At 65.8% G+C, this 21,091-nt stretch carries 14 protein-coding genes and 1 tRNA gene; 8 read left to right on the forward strand and 7 right to left on the reverse strand.

What is annotated here, in order from left to right:
* Positions 1 to 331 precede the first annotated feature (331 nt).
* The 3 genes from ACPDIX_RS06120 to ACPDIX_RS06130 all read right to left on the reverse strand — a co-directional run bounded on the left by ACPDIX_RS06120 (position 332) and on the right by ACPDIX_RS06130 (position 3,443).
* Positions 332 to 973: an NAD(P)H-dependent oxidoreductase gene (locus ACPDIX_RS06120; protein ID WP_423430894.1), complete on the reverse strand. Its 642-nt coding sequence runs from the start codon at positions 971 to 973 to the stop codon at positions 332 to 334.
* A 238-nt stretch (positions 974 to 1,211) separates the two neighbouring features.
* Positions 1,212 to 2,114: a SphA family protein gene (locus ACPDIX_RS06125; protein WP_423430895.1), complete on the reverse strand. Its 903-nt coding sequence runs from the start codon at positions 2,112 to 2,114 to the stop codon at positions 1,212 to 1,214.
* Between the two features lie 6 nt (positions 2,115 to 2,120).
* The gene (locus tag ACPDIX_RS06130; protein WP_423430896.1) at positions 2,121 to 3,443 is read right to left on the reverse strand and encodes a TrpB-like pyridoxal phosphate-dependent enzyme; all 1,323 of its coding nucleotides are present in this window, start codon (positions 3,441 to 3,443) and stop codon (positions 2,121 to 2,123) included.
* A gap of 988 nt (positions 3,444 to 4,431) precedes the next feature.
* Here ACPDIX_RS06130 and ACPDIX_RS06135 point away from each other — a divergent pair.
* From ACPDIX_RS06135 to amrS, 3 genes are all read left to right on the forward strand, one after another.
* Complete coding sequence (locus ACPDIX_RS06135) at positions 4,432 to 5,334, forward strand: sulfide/dihydroorotate dehydrogenase-like FAD/NAD-binding protein (RefSeq protein ID WP_423430897.1); 903 nt, start codon at positions 4,432 to 4,434, stop codon at positions 5,332 to 5,334.
* Positions 5,335 to 5,336: 2 nt separating this feature from the next.
* A complete protein-coding gene (gltA, locus tag ACPDIX_RS06140) occupies positions 5,337 to 6,764 on the forward strand; it encodes an NADPH-dependent glutamate synthase (protein ID WP_423430898.1) in 1,428 nt (475 codons plus the stop codon).
* A 215-nt stretch (positions 6,765 to 6,979) separates the two neighbouring features.
* The gene (amrS, locus tag ACPDIX_RS06145) at positions 6,980 to 8,146 is read left to right on the forward strand and encodes an AmmeMemoRadiSam system radical SAM enzyme (protein ID WP_423430899.1); all 1,167 of its coding nucleotides are present in this window, start codon (positions 6,980 to 6,982) and stop codon (positions 8,144 to 8,146) included.
* 77 nt (positions 8,147 to 8,223) lie between these two features.
* Here amrS and ACPDIX_RS06150 read toward each other — a convergent pair whose 3' ends face one another.
* Both ACPDIX_RS06150 and ACPDIX_RS06155 read right to left on the reverse strand, forming a co-directional pair.
* Entirely contained in the window at positions 8,224 to 9,789 is a 1,566-nt protein-coding gene (locus ACPDIX_RS06150) for a M16 family metallopeptidase (protein ID WP_423430900.1), read from the reverse strand.
* A gap of 50 nt (positions 9,790 to 9,839) precedes the next feature.
* Positions 9,840 to 11,366 carry a M16 family metallopeptidase gene (locus ACPDIX_RS06155; protein ID WP_423430901.1) on the reverse strand — a complete coding sequence of 509 codons (1,527 nt, stop codon included), beginning with the start codon at positions 11,364 to 11,366 and terminating at the stop codon, positions 9,840 to 9,842.
* Positions 11,367 to 11,652: 286 nt separating this feature from the next.
* Between ACPDIX_RS06155 and ACPDIX_RS06160 the strand changes: the two genes are divergently transcribed.
* A tRNA-Pro gene (locus ACPDIX_RS06160) sits at positions 11,653 to 11,729 on the forward strand.
* Between the two features lie 80 nt (positions 11,730 to 11,809).
* Positions 11,810 to 12,583 carry a 3-keto-disaccharide hydrolase gene (locus tag ACPDIX_RS06165; protein ID WP_423430902.1) on the forward strand — a complete coding sequence of 258 codons (774 nt, stop codon included), beginning with the start codon at positions 11,810 to 11,812 and terminating at the stop codon, positions 12,581 to 12,583.
* Between the two features lie 146 nt (positions 12,584 to 12,729).
* Here the strand turns inward: ACPDIX_RS06165 and ACPDIX_RS06170 are convergent, their stop codons facing one another.
* A complete protein-coding gene (locus tag ACPDIX_RS06170) occupies positions 12,730 to 14,652 on the reverse strand; it encodes a metallophosphoesterase (RefSeq protein WP_423430903.1) in 1,923 nt (640 codons plus the stop codon).
* Between the two features lie 115 nt (positions 14,653 to 14,767).
* Here ACPDIX_RS06170 and ACPDIX_RS06175 point away from each other — a divergent pair, with 115 nt between their 5' ends.
* From ACPDIX_RS06175 to ACPDIX_RS06185, 3 genes are all read left to right on the forward strand, one after another.
* Positions 14,768 to 16,657, forward strand: a complete 1,890-nt coding sequence (locus ACPDIX_RS06175; protein ID WP_423430904.1) for a ClcB-like voltage-gated chloride channel protein — start codon at positions 14,768 to 14,770, stop codon at positions 16,655 to 16,657.
* A gap of 40 nt (positions 16,658 to 16,697) precedes the next feature.
* Positions 16,698 to 18,116 (forward strand): sodium:proton antiporter, encoded by a 1,419-nt coding sequence (locus ACPDIX_RS06180; protein ID WP_423430905.1) that lies wholly within the window; start codon positions 16,698 to 16,700, stop codon positions 18,114 to 18,116.
* A gap of 70 nt (positions 18,117 to 18,186) precedes the next feature.
* Positions 18,187 to 19,542, forward strand: a complete 1,356-nt coding sequence (locus ACPDIX_RS06185; RefSeq protein WP_423430906.1) for a Gfo/Idh/MocA family protein — start codon at positions 18,187 to 18,189, stop codon at positions 19,540 to 19,542.
* Here the strand turns inward: ACPDIX_RS06185 and rlmN are convergent, their stop codons facing one another.
* Positions 19,543 to 20,682 carry a 23S rRNA (adenine(2503)-C(2))-methyltransferase RlmN gene (rlmN, locus tag ACPDIX_RS06190; protein WP_423431018.1) on the reverse strand — a complete coding sequence of 380 codons (1,140 nt, stop codon included), beginning with the start codon at positions 20,680 to 20,682 and terminating at the stop codon, positions 19,543 to 19,545.
* Positions 20,683 to 21,091 lie beyond the last annotated feature (409 nt).

Below are 21,091 nucleotides of genomic sequence, written 5' to 3' on the forward strand. Positions count from 1 at the left end.
TGGTGCACCAATTGTGTGCGGTCGTGTTGGATCGCGGCCGGGTGTATCTGGCAGCGGCCCCCTCACCGGGGCGACCGGGCAGATCGCGGCGTTCGTCGGCCCTGACCGGCTTGAATCTGCCCACCGGTGGGTCACGAGCCGATCAAGGCCGGCGAGACAGATCTGCCGGTTGCGCCCCGGCCGGGTTGCCTGCTGCGGACCGGGGCCGGCTCGGGCGCGTGCAGGCAGGCACGCAGGCAGGGCAAAGCCACGCGGCCGGGGCGGTCCGCCCCGGCCGACGTGCATCCGGCGGCTCTTTCCGCCCGCCGCGGATCACCCCTGCAAGCGACGTTCAGACGTGGCGGATCAGCTCTTCCTTCGGCAGGCGGACCTTCGGAAGGGCGGCATACTTGTCGTCCGGTGACCGGTAACCGAGTGCGCAGCAGACCACCGAAGTGTAACCTTGTTGCGGCAATTGGAGGATCCGGTCGAACTCGGCCGGGACGAAGCCTTCGATGGGGCAGGTGTCGATCCCGAGGAGGGCCGCGGCGGTCATGAGATTGCCGAGGGCCAGATAGGCCTGCTTGGCTGCCCAATGAACGGCCTGCGGCGCGAACGAGGGATCGAGCAGCATGCCGGTCATCATGGACCGATACCCGGCCAACGAATCGCGCGTGACCCCCCGGACCTCGGCGATGCGGGCGATCCAGCGGTCAATGTCACCCTCCGTGATGGCCGTGCGCGCGGCGAACACCACGAAGTGAGACGCGTCAACGACCTGTCGTTGATTCCACGCGTGGGGCATCAGTTGCTGGCGCAGCGACGGATCGTCCACGACCACAAACCGATAGGGTTGCAGACCGAAGGAGGAGGCCGACAGGACCAGCGTATCTTCCAGGGCCGACCATACGTCGGCGGGGATCTTGCGGTTCGGGTCGAAGACTTTTGTGGCGTAGCGCCACCGCAGGGCTTGCAACAAGGTGTCCGTGTTCATGTCTTGGTGCTTCGGTTTCTCTTTGTGGGGCGGCGCCAGCCCTGCCAGGTTCCCTTGCCGGGGTACCCGAGTCCGGCCGGTGCGGCTCCCACGGCTTTTTTGCGCTCCGCCTCCCGTGGAGACGGGAGTTTACTGGTTAACGGCGAAAGCGGGATCTGTCAAAGGCGCTGCCCGCCCCGGGTTTTCTTCTCTCGGAGACCGGGGATTCGATCCGGTTTTGTGGAGGAGGCGTCGCGGGTCAGAACCGGCGCGTGAGGGTGATCACGCCGGTGTGCCCTTGGAGTCGTGATTCCGCGAGGAACTCGTACTGGTAGCGTACGGAGGTGAAGAGGCCCAGTTTGGAGCAGAACAGGACCACCTCGGGGCCGATGCCGGCCACTTGTTCGCGGTCCGTCGTGGGTGCCTGAGCACCGCGGTTGCCGGTGGTGCGGGTTTGGAAGTAACCGGCGATGCCGAGGTCGATCGCCGGGGTGACCGCGTAGCTGAGGCCGTAATCCACGGTGAAGACCTGACCGGGCCGCCAGTCGCTGTCCCGGTCCTCGTGATTGATTTCGTAGCGGCAGAGAGCGGCCAGGGCCCAGCGCCGTTCGGTGTCCATGTACCAGGTCATGCCCGCGGTAAACATGTGGGTCCAGAAGCCCGCACCGGGCGCGGTGGGGTCCGAGGCGGAGGAATCCCCGGTGGGCGCCCAGGGCCCGTAGCCGATGGCGAAGTCGGCCTGGGGCAGGTGCCAGGAGAGCGTGACCTCGGCGAAGAGGTCGCCGATGCCGAAGGTGCTGTCATCGAATCTGCCGCCCGGGGTGTTGATGCGCAGGTCGGTGTACTGGATGGGTAACAAGGCGTCGAAGCCCAGGTTTCCTCCAAGGAGCTTCCAGTCGGTGATCCAAAGCAGACGTGGGACGTTGGCGTAGACAAAGGTGTTTGGATCGGCGGATCCGATCTCATCACCGCCGGCGTCGTTGAGCCGGCTGGCGTAGTAAAAGAGGTTGTAGTCGCGGAAGTAGACACCGGGCGGCGGCAGGGTGGCGCCCTTGATGCCTTCGATTCCGGGCGGGTAGTGCGCCGAGGGTTGTGCAGGGAGGTGCGAACCAGTTGCCGTCCACAGGACGGCCCCTACAAGGATGAGACGGGTCGGTTTCATGGGAGATCAGGAGTTGCCGTTGTCTGTGTCCTTCATCTGGCCGGTGAGGTACTGGTCGTAGGCCGAGAGGTCCAACAGACCGTGCCCGCACAGGTTGAAGAGGATGACGCGGGGTTTGCCTTCTTCGCGTGCCCGGACGGCCTCGTCCACGACGGCTGCGATGGCATGGGAAGGTTCCGGGGCCGGGACGATCCCCTCGGTCCGGGCGAAGAGAACGGCCGCGTCGAACACGCGGGTTTGCGGGTAGGCGACCGCCTCGATGAGCCCGAGCTTCTTGAGGTGACTGACCAGCGGGGCCATGCCGTGGTAGCGGAGACCGCCGGCGTGAATCTTGGGCGGGATGAACTTGTGACCGAGGGTGTGCATCATCAACAGGGGCGTCATTTCCGCTGTGTCGCCGAAGTCGTAGCGCAGTTCGCCACGGGTCAGTGAGGCGCAGGCGGTGGGTTCGACCGCCACGATTCGCGTGGTCTTTTTCTCGGCGATTTTCCGGCGGACAAAGGGGAAGGCCAGACCGGCGAAATTGCTGCCCCCGCCGACGCAGCCGATGACCACGTCGGGTTCTTCTCCGGCCAGTTCCATTTGTTTGAGGGCTTCCTGGCCGATGACCGTTTGATGGAGGCAGACGTGGTTGAGCACGCTGCCCAGGGAGTATTTGGTGCCGGGGTGCTTGACGGTGTCCTCGATCGCCTCGCTGATGGCGATGCCGAGGCTGCCCGGACAGTTGGGGTCCTCCTGCAACACCCGCCGGCCGTACTCGGTTTGGTCGCTGGGGCTGGGGTGAACGGTGGCGCCCCAGGTTTGCATGAGCAGCTTCCGGTAGGGCTTTTGCTGGAAGCTGACCTTGACCATGTAAACCACGCACTCGAGGTTGAACAGCCGACAGGCGAACGCAAGGGACGACCCCCACTGCCCGGCCCCGGTCTCGGTGGCCAACCGGCGCGTGCCGGCCTCGCGATTGTAAAAGGCCTGGGCGACGGCGGTGTTGGGCTTGTGGCTTCCGGCGGGGCTGACCCCCTCGTACTTGTAGTAGATGTGGGCCGGGGTCTGCAGCGCCTTCTCCAATCGCACCGCCCGCAGCAGGGGCGTGGGGCGCCAGAGGGCGTAGATCTCGCGGACCGGCTCCGGGATTTCGATCCAGCGTTCCGAGCTGACTTCCTGTTGAACCAGGTTCTCGGGGAAGATCGCTGTCAGCATGTCGGGCGTGACGGGCTGCCGGGTGCCGGGATGGAGTGGCGGAGGCAGAGGCTCGGGAAGATCGGCCAAAAGGTTGTACCAGGCAGCAGGAATTTCTGCCTGCGGTAGTGTGAAGCGAATGCGTTGGCTCATGGACGGATTGACACGATTCGAAACGTTGCCGCCCACACTTAGGGCAACGCCCGGGTCCGGTCAATGAAGATCTCCTTGTTGAATCGCGCCGCCGCGGCTTGTCCGGGGCAAGCGGCCTTCGTTGGGATCCCGGCGGGAAGGTTTGTGGCCAAACGGGACGCCCGGACGGGACGCGTGCGGGCAAAAGGGTCGAAAGACGGTCTGCTTTGGATGGAATGATGAATCAGATCCGAAGATGTCCGATGGCAGGGATTTGTGTGACGGTGCCGAAACCGGTGAGCACAAAAACGTGAGGCATGATGTCGGGAAAGGCGTTACCCGAAGCTGATGAGCTGATGCAGGGCCGGGACGGCGCAACCTGTGGGCAGGCAAGAAGGCGGCGTGGCGCAGGATGTCCGGGGCGATTTCCAAGGGCAACCAGCAACCGCCCGGGGCGGCCATGGGCAGGGCCAGCAACAGGCACAGGCCGGGGACGCGGTCTTTGCGGGTGACCACCGATGCGATGAGGACACCGAGGGAGGCGGCGATCCGGGTGAAGAGCGCGGTCACCAGTGCGGCGGCGGCCGGGTGATCTCCGACGTGCAGGCCGGCCACCCACTCTCCTGCCAGCAACAAGAATCCGCTGTGCACCGCGCCGAGGACCTCGAAGCCGGTACGGGGGAGAGGGTGGGCCATACCCGCTTGGGGAAGGGTGTGCGTCCACGAGGGTCCGACCCGGTTGTCCCGGCTGTTGGTGATGGGAGGACCCGAGTCCAAACGGGGCCGGGGCCGGAGTTCCGGCATCGGCAGACTGTCTTCGGTGAGGTGTTCTGACACGGTGGAGGGCCGGGGGACGTTGGATATCGGTTGGAACGAGGGCGCGGGCTCGGGCGGGTGAGATTTGGTGTTGAGGGTAGGTGGCGGGTTTCGCAACGATGCTGGGTGGTTACGAGGCCTGTTGGCTGCATGTTCGGGTGGTGCGGACAGGCCCCGTGCCGGGGGAATGCGTATGTTCAGAATCGTCGAGGCCAGATTCCTCGGGCCGGAGATCAAGCTCTTCCGGATCGAAGCACCTGCGATCGCACGCCGTCAGAAGCCGGGGCAATTCGTGATCGTGCGCGTCCACGAGGCCGGCGAACGGATTCCTTTGACCCTTGCGGATGCGGATCCAGCGGCGGGCACGATCACCCTGATCGTCCAGGGTGTGGGGAAGACCACCCGATTGTTGAACCGCAAGGAGTCGGGTGACCATGTGCTGGATGTGGTGGGGCCGCTGGGCAAACCGTCGGAGATCGCGTTGTACGGGACGGCCGTGGTGATCGGAGGCGGCGTGGGGACGGCCATCGCATATCCCACGGCGCGCGCGTTGAAGCAGGCGGGGAATCGGGTTTGTGTGATCCTGGGCGCGCGGAGTCGGGCACATGTGATTCTGGAACAGGAAATGCGAGAATTCAGCGACGAACTGTACGTGACGACCGACGACGGGTCCTACGGGGAAAAAGGACTGGTCACAGATGTGCTACGGCGGCTTCTCGAATCGGGCCGGCAGGTGGACTACGTGCTGGCCGTCGGACCGATCCCGATGATGGCGGCGGTGGCGGAGCTGACGCGGCCATACGGGATCAAGACGGTGGCGAGCGTGAATCCCATCATGGTGGATGGGACCGGCATGTGCGGCGGCTGCCGTGTTCAGGTGGGGCGGGAGAGCAAGTTCGCCTGTGTGGACGGGCCGGAGTTCGATGCGCATCTGGTGAACTTCCGGTTGTTGGCCACGCGCAACACGATGTACCGGGATTTCGAGCAACGGGCGTTGGCCGAGTTCGAGCGGACGGCGGCCGCGGCAGGTGCGGAGGAGCCGCACGAATGCCGGATGCTGGCGCTGGAGCAAGCGCTGAAAGGCGGAGGGGAGTGATCATGGGCAATCCGCTGCCGCCGCGTGAACGGATGAAACTGCCCCGGCAGAAGATGCCGGAGCAGGAGCCCACGGAGCGTCGGCAAAACTTTGCAGAGGTCAATCTGGGCTTGGACGAGCTGCTGGCCAGGCGGGAGGCGCTGCGGTGCCTGGAGTGTGCGAGTCCGCGCTGCACGCAGGGGTGTCCGGTGGGGGTGAAGATCCGGGAGTTCATCCAGTTGGTGCTGGAGGGTGACTACCTGGGTGCGGCGGCGAAGATCCGGGAGGACAACGTGCTGCCGGCGATCACGGGCCGGGTGTGTCCCCAGGAACATCAATGCGAGGGGAACTGCATTCTGGGCAAGCGTGGCGAACCGATCGGCATCGGGTATTTGGAAAGGTTCGTGGCGGATTACGAGCGGGAGCACGGGGGGCCGGCGTTGCCTCCAAAGGCCCCGCCGACGGGCAAGCGGGTGGCGATAGTGGGGAGCGGGCCGGCAGGCCTGAGCGCGGCGGGGGACCTGGTGCGGAAGGGGCACGAGGTGTTGGTATTGGAGGCGTTGCATGAGATCGGCGGGGTGCTGATTTACGGGATTCCGGAGTTTCGGTTGCCCAAGGAGATCGTACGTCAGGAAGTGGAGAACCTGCGGCGGCTGGGGGTGCGATTCCAGACCAACGTGGTGGTGGGGAAGACGGTGACCCTGGACGAACTGCTGGGCCGGGAGGGGTTTGACGCCGTGTTTGTGGCCACCGGCGCCGGTCTGCCGGTCTTCCTGAACATCCCGGGGGAGCACCTTTGCGGGGTTTACTCGGCCAACGAGTTTCTGACGCGGGTCAACCTGATGAGGGCCGGGCAGCCGGGTGCCGACGAGCCCGTGTTCGATTGCCGTGGGAAGGAGGTGGTGGTGATCGGAGGGGGAAACACCGCCATGGACGCCGTCCGGACGGCGGTGCGATTGGGGGCGGCCACGGCCACGATTGTCTATCGGCGGTCGGAGGCGGAAATGCCCGCGCGGTTGGAGGAGGTGAAACATGCCCGGGAAGAGGGCGTGCGATTTCAACTTCTGACCGCTCCGGTGGAGTTCCTGGATGATGGTCGGGGTTGGTTGGACGGGGTGCGTTGTGTGCGGATGGAACTGGGCGCGCCCGATGCCTCGGGGCGCCGCCGGCCGGTGCCCGTGCCGGGGTCGGAATTCGTGATTCCTGCCAGGATGGCTGTCATTGCCGTGGGCAACCGGGGCAATCCCCTGATCCAATCCACCACGCCGGATCTGGCCACGACCCCCGAAGGCTACATCCGTGCGGATCCCGAAACCCTTAAAACGTCCAAAAAGGGTGTGTTTGCCGGGGGCGACATTGTCACCGGGGGTGCGACGGTGATTCTGGCGATGGGAGCAGGCCGGCGGGCGGCCCGGGCCATTGACGAGTATTTGAGGACGGGCCCTTGGTAGGATCCCCATTTCGGGCGGAACCGGCGCCCGGGTTTCGTGTGGGGTTTTGACGTGCCGGCGAAGGGGAATGGCGGCTGCTCGCCTGCCTGGCCGGCCGCGTGCAGACCTCCAGCACTGGCGGCAAAGGCACGGGGCAGGCGTTTCCCAGCCTCCGGCAGCCCGTGTGCGCCCCTTGCAGGTGCGGGCCCCGGGGCTTAGGTTTTGGCAGGCATCCCATGAAAACGGTGGCACAGGAGAGTCTGGGCGAAGAGTCCCGCCGGCCTGCCGGTGTGGCGGATCTGACGCTGGCGGATCTGCTGGACCGTTACACGGTTCGTGGCGAGCTGTGGCGGTCGGAGGAGGGGGGCAGGATTCGTTGCGTGGCCTGCGGACATCGCTGTTTGTTGCCCCCGGGCCGGCGCGGGATTTGCAAGGTCCGTTTCAACCGGGACGGTGAGCTGCGGGTGCCTTTCGGTTACGTGGCCGGTGTGGCGAGCGATCCCATCGAGAAAAAGCCCTTCTTCCACGTGTTGCCGGGCACGGACGCGCTGACGTTTGGGATGCTCGGTTGTGACTTTCACTGTTCATACTGCCAGAACTGGGTGACGAGTCAGGCGCTGCGGGATCCGGCTGCCGGAGTGCCGATTCAGCCGGTGACGCCCGACGAGCTGGTGGCTGCTGCGGAACGCACGGGTACGCGGTCGGTGGTCTCCAGTTACAACGAGCCGCTCATCACGGCCGAATGGGCGGTGGCCGTGTTTCGTAAGGCGCGGGAACGGGGCTTGTTGTGCGGGTTCGTTTCCAACGGGAACGCCACCCCGGAGGCGCTGGACTACCTGCGGCCGTGGATTCAGTGCTACAAGGTGGACCTGAAGACGTTCAACGACCGCCGCTACCGCTCCCTGGGCGGGACGCTCGCGCACGTGCTGGAGACGATCCGGGAGGTGCACGCCCGGGGTCTGTGGTTGGAGGTGGTGACGCTGGTGATCCCGGGGTGGAACGACAGTCCGGAAGAACTGCGCGACATGGCGCGTTTCCTGGTTTCGGTGAGTCCGGACATTCCGTGGCACGTGACGGCGTTTCATCCGGACTATCAGATGACCGAGCCGCGCGCGACCACGGCACAGGATCTGGTTCGGGCGGCTGAGATCGGTGCGGAGGAGGGGCTTCGGTTCATATACGCCGGCAATCTTCCGGGGCGCGTGGGACCGTGGGAGGACACTCGCTGTCCCGGTTGCGGCCACACCGTGGTGGCGCGGACCGGTTACGTGGTGGAACGGTACGAGATCACGCCGGAGGGGACCTGCCCGAAGTGTGGCAAACCGATCCCGGGCATCTGGCACAAGGAACCGGTGCGTGTGGAATCGCCGGGCTGGCGGTTGCCGCGGCCGGTGCGGCTGTAGGGCACGGCGGCAACGGCGGGACCTTCTGGTGAACGCCCGGCCGGTGGAAGGGCTTGCGCCGGCGCGGAGGTCCCGGGTCAGTTGCGGCCGGGCGCGATGGTCCGGGGCGTTCCCACCGGCTCGAGGGTGAGCGGATCACGCAACGGCCATTCGATGACCGGGCCGGGGGAAAGCTCGAACAGGCTGACCGGGTGATCGGGATGGCCGAGCAGGATTTCGTCCGGGTTGCCCACGACGAGTATGACCAGCCGGTCCAGCGGCAGGTGTGCGCGGGCCACACGGAGGACATCGTCACGACACACGGCGGCGACGCGCTCGCGGAAGCGTTTCCAGTAATCCGGTTCCCTTGCGTAGCGGCCGGTGAGTTCGTCCTGGGCGAAGAGCTGCGCCGTTTGGGCCTTGGTGGCGAACCGGCGTGGGAAGGTGTCGATGAAGGCCCGTTGCGCCGTGTGGAGTTCGTTCTCGCTGACGGGTTCGGCCCTGATGCGCCGCAGTTCGTCCAGGACGATGGAGATGGCATAAGAGACGGTCCGGGATTTGGTCTGGAACGCGGCGCGGAAGGGAGGAGGGAAATGGACGCCGCCGGGCAGGGAGGAACCGGCTGCATAGGCCAGACCCTCGTCGGAGCGGACCCGGTTGACGATGCGGGAGGTGAACCCGCCGCCGCCCAGGATGTGGTTCATCACCATGAGGGGGAAGAAATCCGGGTGATCGCGCGTCACACCGGGCAGAAGAAGCGAGACACGCGCCTGGTTGACGTCCTTGGGGATAATGTATGTGCCGGACGCCGCGAAAGAGGTGTTGGTGGGGACCTGGGGCGGCCGGACGCCGCTGAAGGGCCAGTCGGCGAACAGCGCCTCCAGCTTGGCGATGAAGGCGTCGCGGTCGAAATCGCCGCTGGCTGCGATGACGAAGTTGGAGGGGTGAAACCATCTCTGGTGGAATTGGACCAGGTCCTCGCGGCGGATGGCTTCGATGGAGGCGGCGGTGGGAAGTCGGTTGGCCCAGAAATCTTCGCCGTAGGCCAGAAAGCCGATCTCGCGCTGCTCGATGGAGGCGGGGTGGTCGTTGCGTTCTTTCATGGCTTGGAGGAGCTGCTGTTTGCGCAGGGCGAGCTTGTCCTCCTGAAACCGGGGAAAGGCCAGTACTTCCCGCAGTAGCGACAGGCCTTCGTCCATGTCCTTGGCAAGCCAGTTGAGGCTGACGGCGCCCTGGGTGTCGCCGAGGGAGGAGTTGAGGAGCGCGGCCAGGAAGGCGAGGCGCTCTTCAAGGTCGTCGGCAGCCCATGACCGGGTGCCGCCACGGGCCAGCAGGTAACCGGTCAGATCGGCGAGTCCCTCCCGACCGGGCGGATCCAGGTACGCCCCGGCGCGGACGTAGACCACCACGTTGAGCAGGGGCAATTCACGATCGGGAATCACGTAGGCCACCGGTCCGGAACGCAGAACGACCCGCCAGGTTGCCGGATCGGGGGGCTCGTACTGAAGAGGCGGGAACCGGAGCTGCTCCGGGCGGTCAGGGATGTCGTCGGCGGCACCCGCCACGAGAACGGGCGCAAACCAGAGGGCCAGACTTGCCAGAAGGCCGGGCACGGAAGCATTCAACCAATGGGTTCGAAGGCGGTTGTTAGGAGGGGTTTGCATGAGACGTGGGATGGGAACGAGAACAGCGGCGGCCTGGGGGGAGACTGCGTTCATGGTTGGTCGGGTGGATGTGCCCCGGCTGCCCTTGCCCCGGCGGCCGGTTTCCGGGTGTAGATGGCCACGGTGCGGGCTTCCTTGGTGAAGTACTTGCGGGCGACGCGTTGGATGTCTTCGGCGGTGACGGCCTGGTATTTGGGGCCGGCGGCGTTGATCTCGCGCCAGTCGCCCCATCCGTCGTAAAGCAGCAATTGGATCAGGATGGCGAAGTTGGAGGTGAGCCGGCGGTATTCATTGGCGGCGAAGTTGTTCTTCACCTTTTGGAGTTCCTCGGGCGGCACGGGTTCCTCCTGCAGCCGGGCCAGTTCCTCGTAGATGGCCTTTTCGACCTCCTCGGGCGTGTGCGGTTCGCGGGCTTCCGCGGTGATGCGAAAGTTACCGGACCATTTTTGGGAATTCTGGCTGGCGCTGACCTGGGTGGCGATCTCCCGTCCGAGCACCAGTCCCTTGTACAACCGGCCGGTTCGGTGGGAGAGGATCTCGGCCAGCAGATCCAGCGGGTAGGAATCCTTGTGGGCGAAGGGCACGGTGAGCCAGGCGATGTGGACCTGGGGGTTGGCCTCGGCCTCGGCGTACATGCGGCGTTCGGCCACGGGTGCGATTTCCTCGGTGATCACCTCCGGCGGGGGACGGTTTCCGGGCGGGATCCGCCCGAAGTAACGTTGGGCCATGGCCACGGCCTGGTTGGTGGTGAAATCGCCGACCAGGACCAGGGTGATGTTCTCCGGCGTGTAGTAGGTGGCGTAAAACTCGTCGGCCTGCGCCTTGGTGATGGCCGGGATGTCCGATGGCCATCCGACCACGGGCCAGAGATAGGGATGCGACTGCCAGAAAAGGGCGTTGAAGGTTTCTTCGAAGCGGCCCAAGGGGGTGGATTCGATACGCAGCCGGCGTTCTTCGAAGACCACGTCACGCTCGGCGTAGAACTCTCGGAAGACAGGGTGGAGAAGTCGTTCGGATTCCATCCACATCCAGAGCTCGAGTTTGTTGGCCGGGACGGTAATGAAATAGGCGGTCAGGTCCTCGGTGGTGAAGGCGTTCATGCCGGAGGCACCGGCGGCGGTGTAGATCCGGTCGAACTCGTTTTTGACCAGGAGCCGGCGCTGTTCCTCGACCAACTCTCGGAACCGGGCCTCCAGCTCGCGCAGGCGCGGCGTGCGATTTTCCGGCTTGCGCCAGTCGTCAATCTCGCCCCGACGCCAGGCTGCCCGGAGTTCGGCCTCTTCCTTCCGGATCTGCTCGCGGATGCGTTCCTGTTCTTCGATGATTTGGAGGTCGCGCTCGGGATCCCGGGTGCCGATGGTCCGTGTTCCCTTGAACATCATGTGTTCGAAGAGGTGGGTGATGCCGGTGATCCCGGGCCGTTCATTGGCGCTGCCGACGTGGGCGACCCAGCCGCCGGCGATGGACGGTTCATCGTGACGCTGGACCATCAACAGCCGCATGCCGTTGGTGAGCGTGACCTCCACCACGGGGACCTGCTGGGCGGGCACTCGGAGTGTCAATAGAACGATCAGCATGAGCCCAAGACCCCCACCGGTGGCCGGGCTGGACGGGAGAGGATGGGCGCTGCGGCACCTCGTTTTCACATCGGCAAGGGTAGGGCCGGCCGGCTGTGGCGCAATCCGTAAAACCTGGACGCGCGCACGGAGGAGCCGGCGATACCGCCGGGCTGCGGGGCGGGGCCCAGGGAGTCCGGCGTGCTGAGGTCGGAAGTTCCGGTTCGACAGGCCGGCTACGGGCGACGGGCTGCCCATAAATTCCGCGTTGCCGGGGGATCGGCCGCGTGTCACTATGAAGCAGGGTCGGAGCGTAGCTCAGCTTGGTAGAGCACCAGCTTTGGGAGCTGGCTGTCGCAGGTTCAAATCCTGTCGCTCCGACCATTCTGCGTTTCAGGGGCAGGGTTCCGGCGGTGCTTGCGGGGTGGGGATGGGTTTCGGCAGAATGCAGGCTCGTGAACGGGATGAAACGTTCGAATCACGGGAACCCGGGGGGCACGAGCCGGGTGACAGCCTTCGGGTTGCGGTCCTTCCAACAAGCTTCCTTTTTCTCGGTCGGAGCGGTGTGGCTTGCCTGCCGGCAGGAGTGCGATCCTTTTGGAACGGGTGAAAGGCGACGACGGAGCTGGCTGGCGGCCTGGGTGGTGGTGCTTGCGGGTTTTCTGCTGCCCTTGTCGGCCCAGGAATGGCGCCCGCTGTTCAACGGGAAGGATCTGACGGGTTGGAAGGTCCCGGAGCCGAACCCGTTCTGGCGGGTGGTGGACGGGGTGTTGGTGGGGCAGAGCGATCCGGCGCGCCAGGGCAATGTGCTCTGGACGGAGAAGGAGTACGGCGATTTCGAGCTGGAGTTCGAGGCGCGGTGGGATGGTGAGATCGACAGCGGGGTGATGCTGCGCAAGCCCGAGCTGCAGCTTCAGATCGGTGTCTCGCGCACACTCAAGAAGGACATGACCGGTTCGTTTTACACCGGCGGGCGGGAACGCTATCCGGAATCGGGCCAGGCCAGGGAAATCGAGAAGATTCTGAAGCCGGGACAGTGGAACAAGTTCCGGCTCCGTGCGCAGGGCACCACCTTTACCGTGTGGATCAACGACCAGAAGTTGGTGGAATACACGGACGACCGGTACAAGGACCCCGCGCCGATCGGCTTGCAGATCCATGCGGGGGTGGACATGCGGATCGAGTTTCGGAACATGCGGATTCGAGAGTTGCCTCCCCGGCAGGGGAGCTCCGGCTGAGGCATGGTGGCCGGGCCCGGCCCTGCAAGCGGGATTTGTTGACGGACGGGGGCGGTGCGGGTGGTGCCGCCCCTTCGCGTTTCCGGGGTGACGGGGGCCAGACCCCCTGCGCGGACCGGCGGTGGGGGCGCGCTGATGTGGGTGCATCACCGCCGCCAGAGCAGTCGGAAGAAGGCCGCGGTGGGGTCCGATCCGGTGTCCGGGACGGGGCGGACGGTTTGGTAGTCAGTGGCCGAGATGGTCTCGAGGGTTTCCCACGGGACGGTCAATGCGGGGGTGGCCTGCAGTTCGTAGGTTTCGCCGGGTGCGCTGTTCCAGCCCAGCCGGGGCGGCAGCGAGGTCGGGTCGACCCAGAAGAGTGTGGGGGGCGAGACCCTGGGGATGGTGACGGTGTCGAAAACGTTGCCGAAGCGGTCGCGCGCGACGACGTGCAGGGTATCGCCATTGATCTCGCATTCGAGGTGGTGGAATCGGGCCTGGTAAACAACGCTGAGGCGGTCGCGTTCGGTCAGGGCGTACAACGTGTAGCCACCGCCTCCGGTCACGAAGGCATGCACGCCCTGGATCGGGGCGAGACGTTCGTAGCTGTGATCGTGGCCGCTGAAGACGGCCTGCACGCCGTACCGGGTGAGGATGGGCAGCAGCCAGGTCTGGAGTTCCAGGCGGTCTTGGATTCCGTTGAAGTTGTAATCGTCGTAACGATGTCCTCCCGAGTGAAAGAGCGGGCTGTGAAGGAAAACGATGCGCCAGGGCCGGTCGGTGGAGGCGAGGTCGCCGGCCAGCCAGGAGAGTTGGGGACTGTCGGCGCCCATCTGCCAGGCCTGCTGGTTGCGGAATGGCATGAGTGTGGGGACGAAGAGGGAGATGAAGTGGGCGTCGCCGAAGTCGAAGGAATAAAAATGGGCGGTCCCCGTGACGGGGTTGGTGGGGAGGAGGAAGATTTCGAAGTAGGGATCGAGCAGCTCGGGTCCGTAGAGGTCGTGGTTTCCCGGCGTGGGGTACCAGGGGGCGTTGCGCATGATGGATTCGTAGACGCTCAGCAGCCTGAGATCGGCAAGTGCGCGGGTGAGAGCCGGGTAGACAAGGTCGCCTGTGTGCAGGACCAGGTCGACTGCGGCGGTGGCCAGGCAGGAGGCGACCTGCAGTTGGGGGAGTGTTCCGGAGCCCGAATCACCCAGGACGGCGAAGCGCACCGGTCCGGCGAGCGGCGCGGTGCGGAACGCCCCCGGCGGTGAGAGGGCCTCGCCATCCTCGGTTCGGCTGCGCACGCGGTAATGGATGAGGGTGCCCGGAGGCAGGTTGCTCAACACGGCGTGGTGCCGGTTGGTGAGCTGGGGGAGTTCGAGGAAGTGGTCGGGCCCGGGCTGGAGGCCGTATTCGACGACGGCGGTGGTGGGAACGACGGTCTGCCAGAGGATGTGTGCCGAGGTCGGACCGACCTGTTGGACGTAGGGACCGCGGCTGAAATGGGCGCGCAGTTCGGCGATGAGGGCCAGGGCGGGAGCGGGCCGCAGGTAGCCATGGACCTGGATGGCCAGCACGTTGGTGCCGGTTCGAAGCAGGGTGCGGAAGGAGCTCAGGTTGACTTCCTCCGTGGCGGGTCGGGGTCGGAACGGCACGACCTCGTCCCAAGCGGGTGGTTCGGTGACCGGGCCCCGCCGGGCGACTTCTTGTCCGTTGAGCCAGGCCACGTATCCGCTGTGGTAGTCGAGTCGGAGCAGGAGCCATTGGATGGCGGCCGGTTCGTCGAGGGTGAAGCGGGTCCGAAAACAGGCGGAAACCAGGTTGGAGCCGGTGAGGACGGTGACCTCGTCGCCCAAGCCGGTGCCGAAGCCGGATCGTCCGGAGGGCCAGGCGGAGTCGTCGAAGTCCGGTTGGAACCAGTTTGCAGGCGGAGGCGGGCCGTCGAGGGAGTTGAGTCGGTAGTGCCAGAGGGCGCCGACGGGGACCAGTGCGGGCTCGATTTCCGGGGCGGGCATTCGCGGGACGAAGCTGCCCGCGAGCGCGAAGGCCAGGGCCAGCGGGGTAGGGAGCAGCCTCGTGAGCCCGGGTGCGACAGCCTGGCGCATGCGTTCTTGCTATCACCGCGGGGCCGGGTGGTGCAACTGCGACCGGTCCGGGGTGGCGGCGGGGTCCGGGCACGCTGACTGGTCGCGGTGTCGTTCGGTTTGTTAGCATGGTCGCGTGAACGGCAAGCAATCGCCCGGCGAGCTGGTCCGGCGGTTGCCACGGATGTTGGAGGTCCTGTGGCGCCGCCACTGGCGGCGTGCCCTGCAGTGGCGGGAGCGGCTGGCGCCGAGTGAGGAGACGGTTCACCTGTTGCTGGCGGCCGGTGTGGGGGTGATTGGCGGGTTGGTGAACCTGTTTTTCCACGAGGCGGTTGATGTGGTTCGGCTGGTTTTTGTGAAGCGGTCGGGCGATCCGGTGGAGGTGGCGGAGTTGATGGGGCCGTGGCAGCGGATGTTGATTCCGGCCCTCGGGGGGTTGGTGGCGGGCTTGATTTTGTACGGGGGCTCGCGGTGGGTGCGGGCGCGTGGGACGACCAATCTTCTGGAGGCCGTGGTGGCGGGGGATGGCCGCCTGCCGTTTCGACCGAGCATGGTGCGGGCGGTTTCCTCGCTGGTGAGTATTGCGAGCGGGGCTTCGATCGGGCGGGAGGGCGGCATCACGCAGTTGTCGGCGATGCTGGCGTCGAAGTGGGGGCAGTGGTTTCAGTGGCCGCCCTATCGGCTGAGGTTGCTGGTGGGCTGCGGGGCATCGGCGGGCATTGCGGCGGCGTACAACGCGCCGATTTCGGGAGCGGTGTTTGCGGCGTGGATCGTGCTGGGGAACTTCTCGATGCTGATGTTTGCCCCGCTGGTGGTGTCCGCGGTGGTGGCCAGTGTGTTGTCCCGGAGCTTTTTTGGGATCGAACCGTGGTACGAGGTGCCGGCGGTGGAGTTCACGCGGTTGGGGCAGCTGCCGTGGTTTCTGGTGCTGGGCGCGCTTTGCGGCGGGATGGGTGCGCTGTTTTTGAAGCTTTTGCGGCATGCCGAGCAGCAGTTCGATCGGCTGCCCTGGCCGGTGTACGCCCGGATGGCCCTGGGCGGTTGGATCGTGGGTGTGATCGCACTGGGTTATCCCGGGGTGTGCGGCAATGGTTATTCGGTGACGAATCGGATCCTGCACGGCGAGTTCGACCGGCTGACGGCGCCGTGGGTGAGCATGGGACTGACCGGGGAGGGTTGGGGTCTGCTGTTTTTGGTGGGTTTGTTGTCGGCCAAGCTGTTGGCCACGGCGGTCACGGTGGGATCGGGCGCGGTCGGTGGCGTGTTCACGCCGACGTTGTTCGTGGGCGCTGCTGTCGGGGCGGCCTTCGGGCTGGCTCTGCACCTGGGCGGGCTGGCGGAGCAGTTGCCGTTGAGCACGTTTGCGGTGGTGGGGATGGGCAGCGTCCTGGCGGCCACGACGCGTTCGCCGTTGCTGGCCATGGTGTTGGTGTTCGAGATTTCGCTGAACTATTCGATGATGCCGCCGCTCATGCTGGGGTGTGCGGTGGCGACCCTGGTGGCGGGTCGGCTGCATCCGGATTCGATCTACACGGAGAGTCTGCGTGCGCGCGGTCTGGAGACGCCCACCGAGGTGACGTTGGACCGGCGGGTGGGAGATCTGATGCGGGAACCCGTCCCGCCGGTGCGGGAGACGGCCACGCTGCAGGAGATGGCGCAGCGGTTTTTGACGCGTGCGAACAATTTCCTGCCGGTGGTGGATTCCGAGAACCGGCTGGTGGGGGTGGTGGCGCTGCATGATTTGAAGCCTTTCTTGAATGCCGGTGAAGAGCTGCGGGCGGTGATTGCCATGGACGTGATGCGTCCGCCGCCGCCCTGCGTGACGCCGAACCAGACCGTGTTCGAGGCGCTGCCGTTGGTGTTGCGGAGTGAACAACAGCACATCCCCGTGGTGAAGAGCCTGTCGGATCCGCGCCTGGTGGGCGCGCTGGTGCGGGCGGAGGTGCTGGGCATGGTGTCGGAAGCCATGGCACGCGGCGGGGAGAGCCGGCTGACCGGTGGCGTTGCGGGGGCGCAGGGTCGGTGATGCTTGACCGGCGGGGGCCCCTCCCTATTGTTTGCTGCCCATGCACGGCGCAATGTTGGAGCCGAATCCCTGGATGGTGTTGCCGTTTGTGCTGTTGCTGGCGGCCATAGCCCTGGGGCCGCTGGTATGGGCGCACGGTTGGCACAAGCATTATCCCAAGGTGGCATTGAGTTTGGGGGCCGTCACCCTGGCGTATTACTGGCTGGGGTTGGGCGCGGTGGAACGGATCGGCCACACGGCTCACGAGTACGTCAGTTTCATTGCTCTGATCGGCTCGCTTTTCATTGTCTCCGGGGGCATCCACATCACGGTCAAGGGCGAGGCCACCCCGGTTGCGAACGTGGTGTTTTTGCTGGTGGGCGCGGTGATTGCCAACGTACTGGGCACCACGGGGGCGTCGATGCTGTTGATCCGCCCCTGGCTGCGGATGAACAGGTACCGGCTGACGGCGCATCACGTGGTGTTTTTCATCTTCATCGTGTCCAACGTGGGCGGTTGCCTGACGCCGATCGGGGATCCGCCGCTGTTCCTGGGGTATCTGAAGGGGATCCCGTTCTGGTGGGTATTGGAGCATTGCTGGCCGATGTGGCTGGTGGGGGTGGGATCGCTCCTGGCGATATTCTATGTGTTGGACCGGCGCAATTTCCTGCGGGCACCGCGCGAGGTGCGGGAGAAGGAAACCGGCGGAGGTGAACAATGGCAGTTCCGTGGCCTGCACAATGTGGCCTTTCTGGCGGTGATCCTGGGGGCGGTGTTCATCCAGAACCCGCCGTTTTTGCGGGAGGTGATCATGGTGGCGGCGGCGGTGGGATCCTATCTGACCACGCCCCGCCCGGTGCATGAGGCGAACGATTTCAACTTCGAGCCGATTCGCGAGGTGGCGATCCTGTTCATCGGGATTTTTGCAACCATGATGCCGGCGTTGGACTGGCTGCAGTTGCACGCGCGGGAGTTGGGCGAGCCGACGCCGGCGCTCTTCTACTGGGGCACGGGGGTGTTGAGCGCGGTTCTGGACAATGCACCGACGTACCTGAGCTTCCTGAGTGCGGCGGTGGGTGTGTTTGCCCCGCCGCCGGTCCTGCAGCAGTTGCAGAATGCCATTGCCCAGGGTTTGAGCCCCGATGCCGTGCAGGATTCCATCACCCGCGGGGCCCTGGAGGGCATGGCGAAGTATTTCCCGCATGAACTGGCGACGGGCCAACCGAGCACGGAGCATCTGCAGCTTTCGGTGCTGCTGGGCCCGCCGGAGAACAACCTGTTCATCATCGCGATCAGCATTGGTGCCGTGTTTTTCGGCGCGTGCACTTACATCGGCAACGGCCCGAACTTCATGGTGAAATCCATTGCCGAACATCAGAAGGCGCACGTGCCCTCCTTTCTGGGTTACGTGTTCCGGTTCACGCTGCCCTACCTGTTGCCGGTGCTTGCGTTGACCTGGTGGATCTTTTTCCGGAGCTGAGGCGGCGGGCCGGGTCGGCCGGGTCGGATGCGACGTTGACAGGCCCCGGTCGGTCGGGTGAGCCTCGGGCATGGCAACCAGGCAGTCCTCGTCGGGCGTCTCGGGCGGGTCGAGTCGTCGCCGCTTTCTCCGGCAATCGGCAGGTGCATTGACCGGTTGGGCGCTGTTGCGTGCGGTGCCGGTGGGAGTGTTCGCCGGCGGGTCCCACACCCTGCGTGTGGGCCTGGTCGGCTGCGGGGGGCGGGGCAGTGGGGCGGTGGCCCAGGCACTTTCAACGAATGGCCCCACGGAGTTGTGGGCGGTGGCGGACTTTTTCCCCGAACGCGGCCGGTCGTTGGTGGAGCGGTTGCAGCCGCGGTTCGGCAGGCAGATCCGTGTGACACCGGACCGGGTTTTCGGCGGGTTGCAGGGCTACCGGCAACTGATGGACTGTCTGGAGCCCGGCGACGTGGTGCTGCTGGCCACGCCTCCCGCGTTCCGGCCGATTCACTTCGAGTATGCGGTGCGACGCGGGTTGCACGTGTTCATGGAGAAATCCTTTGCCGTGGATGTGCCGGGGATCCGCCGTGTGTTGCGCTCGGGGGAGGAGGCGCAACGACGGGGTTTGAAAGTGGCCACAGGTCTGATGAGCCGACATTACCTGCCGTTGGAACAGGCCCTGGAAGAGGTGCACCGCGGGGCGCTGGGGGACCTGATCACCGTGTACGCGTACCGGATGCACGGGCCGGTGGGGATCGGACCACGACCCGAGGGGATGAGCGAACTGGCCTGGCAGATTGCTCATTACAGTGGGTTTACCTGGCTCAACGGGAGTTTCTTTGTGGACTGGCTGATCCACAACATCGACGTGGGTTGCTGGGCAAAAGGAGGCCAACCCGTGGCGGTGCAGGGGATGGGCGGACGGCAGGTCCGGCGGGAACCCGACCAGCTCTACGACCATTACATGGCCGAGTACACCTTCGCCGACGGGACGCGGATGATCGTGCAGGGGCGGCACATGGCACGGTGTTGGGACTTTTTCGGTGTCGTATTGCACGGCACGCGGGGTTGTGCCGTGCTGGGTGAGGGCCAGCCCCATCCGATGCTCTTTCGGGGACACGAGCCCCGAGCCGACCAGCTGCTGTGGCGGTACCGCGGAGAGCCGTGTGATCCCTACCAGCGGGAGATGGATCTCTTTTTCGAAGCCATCCGTGGGGACAGGCCGTGGAACGAGGTGGAACGGAGTGCCGCGTCGAACCTGACCGCCATCATGGGGCGCATGGCGTGTGAATCGGGCAGGCGAATCACGCGTGAAGAGGCCCTGGCTTCCAACCGCGAATTGGCGCCCGGGCTGGAGGATCTGCGCGACGACGGTCCACCGCCAGTGAAGGCTGATGCAAAGGGACGGTATCCGATCGCCATGCCGGGAGAGACCGAGGTGCTTTGATCAGATGCCGCTTTCAGCCGGGCCGCCTGCCGGTGGAGCCGGGCCGGATGCCGGGGCGGCGTCCAGCTCCTGCAGGGTGCGGAGGCGCAACTGTCCGCAGGCGGCATCAATGTCCGTGCCCTTCTCTCTCCGCAGCGTGGCAGGGATGCCGGCCCGCCTGAGTGCGAGCAAGAATCTCTCGCAATGGGCCGGGTCGGGACGCTGCCAGGGCAGCCCTTGGACGGGGTTGTAGGGGATGAGGTTGACCTTGGCATGGAGCCGCCGGGCCAGGGCGGCCAGGGGCGGCACCTGGTCGAGGCCGTCGTTGATCCCCGAAATGAGGATGTACTCAAAGGTGAGCATGCGGCCTTTGCGTTGCTGGTAGTATTCGAGGGCGGCAACCAGGTCGGCCAGCGGATACTTGCGGTTGACCGGCATGAGGCGGTCGCGGACCTCGTCCGTGGCACCGTGCAGGGAGATGGCGAGCCGGAACTGCTCGGGTTCGTCGGCCAGTTTGCGGATCCCCGGGACGAGGCCGCTGGTGGAGATGGTGATCCGTCGTGCGCCGATGCCTGCGCCCCAGGGGGCGTTGAGGATGCGCAGTGCGCGCATGAGATTGTCGTAGTTGGCCAGGGGCTCGCCCATGCCCATGATGACCAGGTTGTCCACGAGCCGGCCGGGAGGTTTCGTGCCGGTGAGGGAACGGTGCCACCGTTCCACGGCCGTGACCTGGTCGACGATTTCGTGGGGCAGGAGGTTGCGTTTCCAACCGGCCAGGCCGCTGGCGCAGAACCGGCAGCCGTAGGCGCACCCGACCTGGGTGGAGACGCAGAGCGTATGGCGATCGGACGGTTCGCCGTACAGGGCGGGATTGGCCGGGATCAGGACGCTCTCGATCAACGCGCCATCGGCCAGCCGCCAGAGAAACTTGCGGGTTTCGTCCGCCGCACCCTGCACGCGGACCAGCTCCAGTGGGGCAAGGGCAAACCGCTGGTGCAAACGATCGCGCAGCGCCAAGGGCAGATTGCTCATGGCCGACCAATCCGCCGCGTAGTGGCGGTAGAGCCAGCCCAGGACCTGATCGGTCCGGTAGGCGGGCTCTCCCCACGCAGCCAGTTCGGCCTGTAACTCCTCACGGGTCAGCGACCGGATGTCTTGCATCCCGGACATGGTAGCGCGGAAAACGCGGTTGCCAACAGGCGGGGCCCGGCAGGCTGGACCTCAGTGCGGCCGGTGAGTCCGGCCGGAGCCGCTGCCGTTCCGTGCCCGGGGTGGGGCCGGCGCCGCGGCGCGGTGCGCACCGCAAACATTCGAGGGCGGGGAGCGGTGGAGGTCGGCGTGGTTTGCGGCACTGCAAGCGGGAGGTGCCGCAGACAACGCTCAGCCGGCCGGATGAAACCCCGGGGGCGGCGCATCGTCCATTCTGATGGTATGGTGGCCAACAGTGGTGGGTGTGCAGGGAGAATGGTGGGGCGACAGGTCGCTCCGCCTGGTTTGCCGGAGCGCGCGGGCGAATCCGCGGTTGACGGGTCTGTCGCGGGGTGGCCGCGGATTGGAGGGGTCGATTCGT

The sequence above is a fragment of the Limisphaera sp. 4302-co genome (genome assembly GCF_049537155.1).
Taxonomy (GTDB): domain Bacteria; phylum Verrucomicrobiota; class Verrucomicrobiia; order Limisphaerales; family Limisphaeraceae; genus Limisphaera.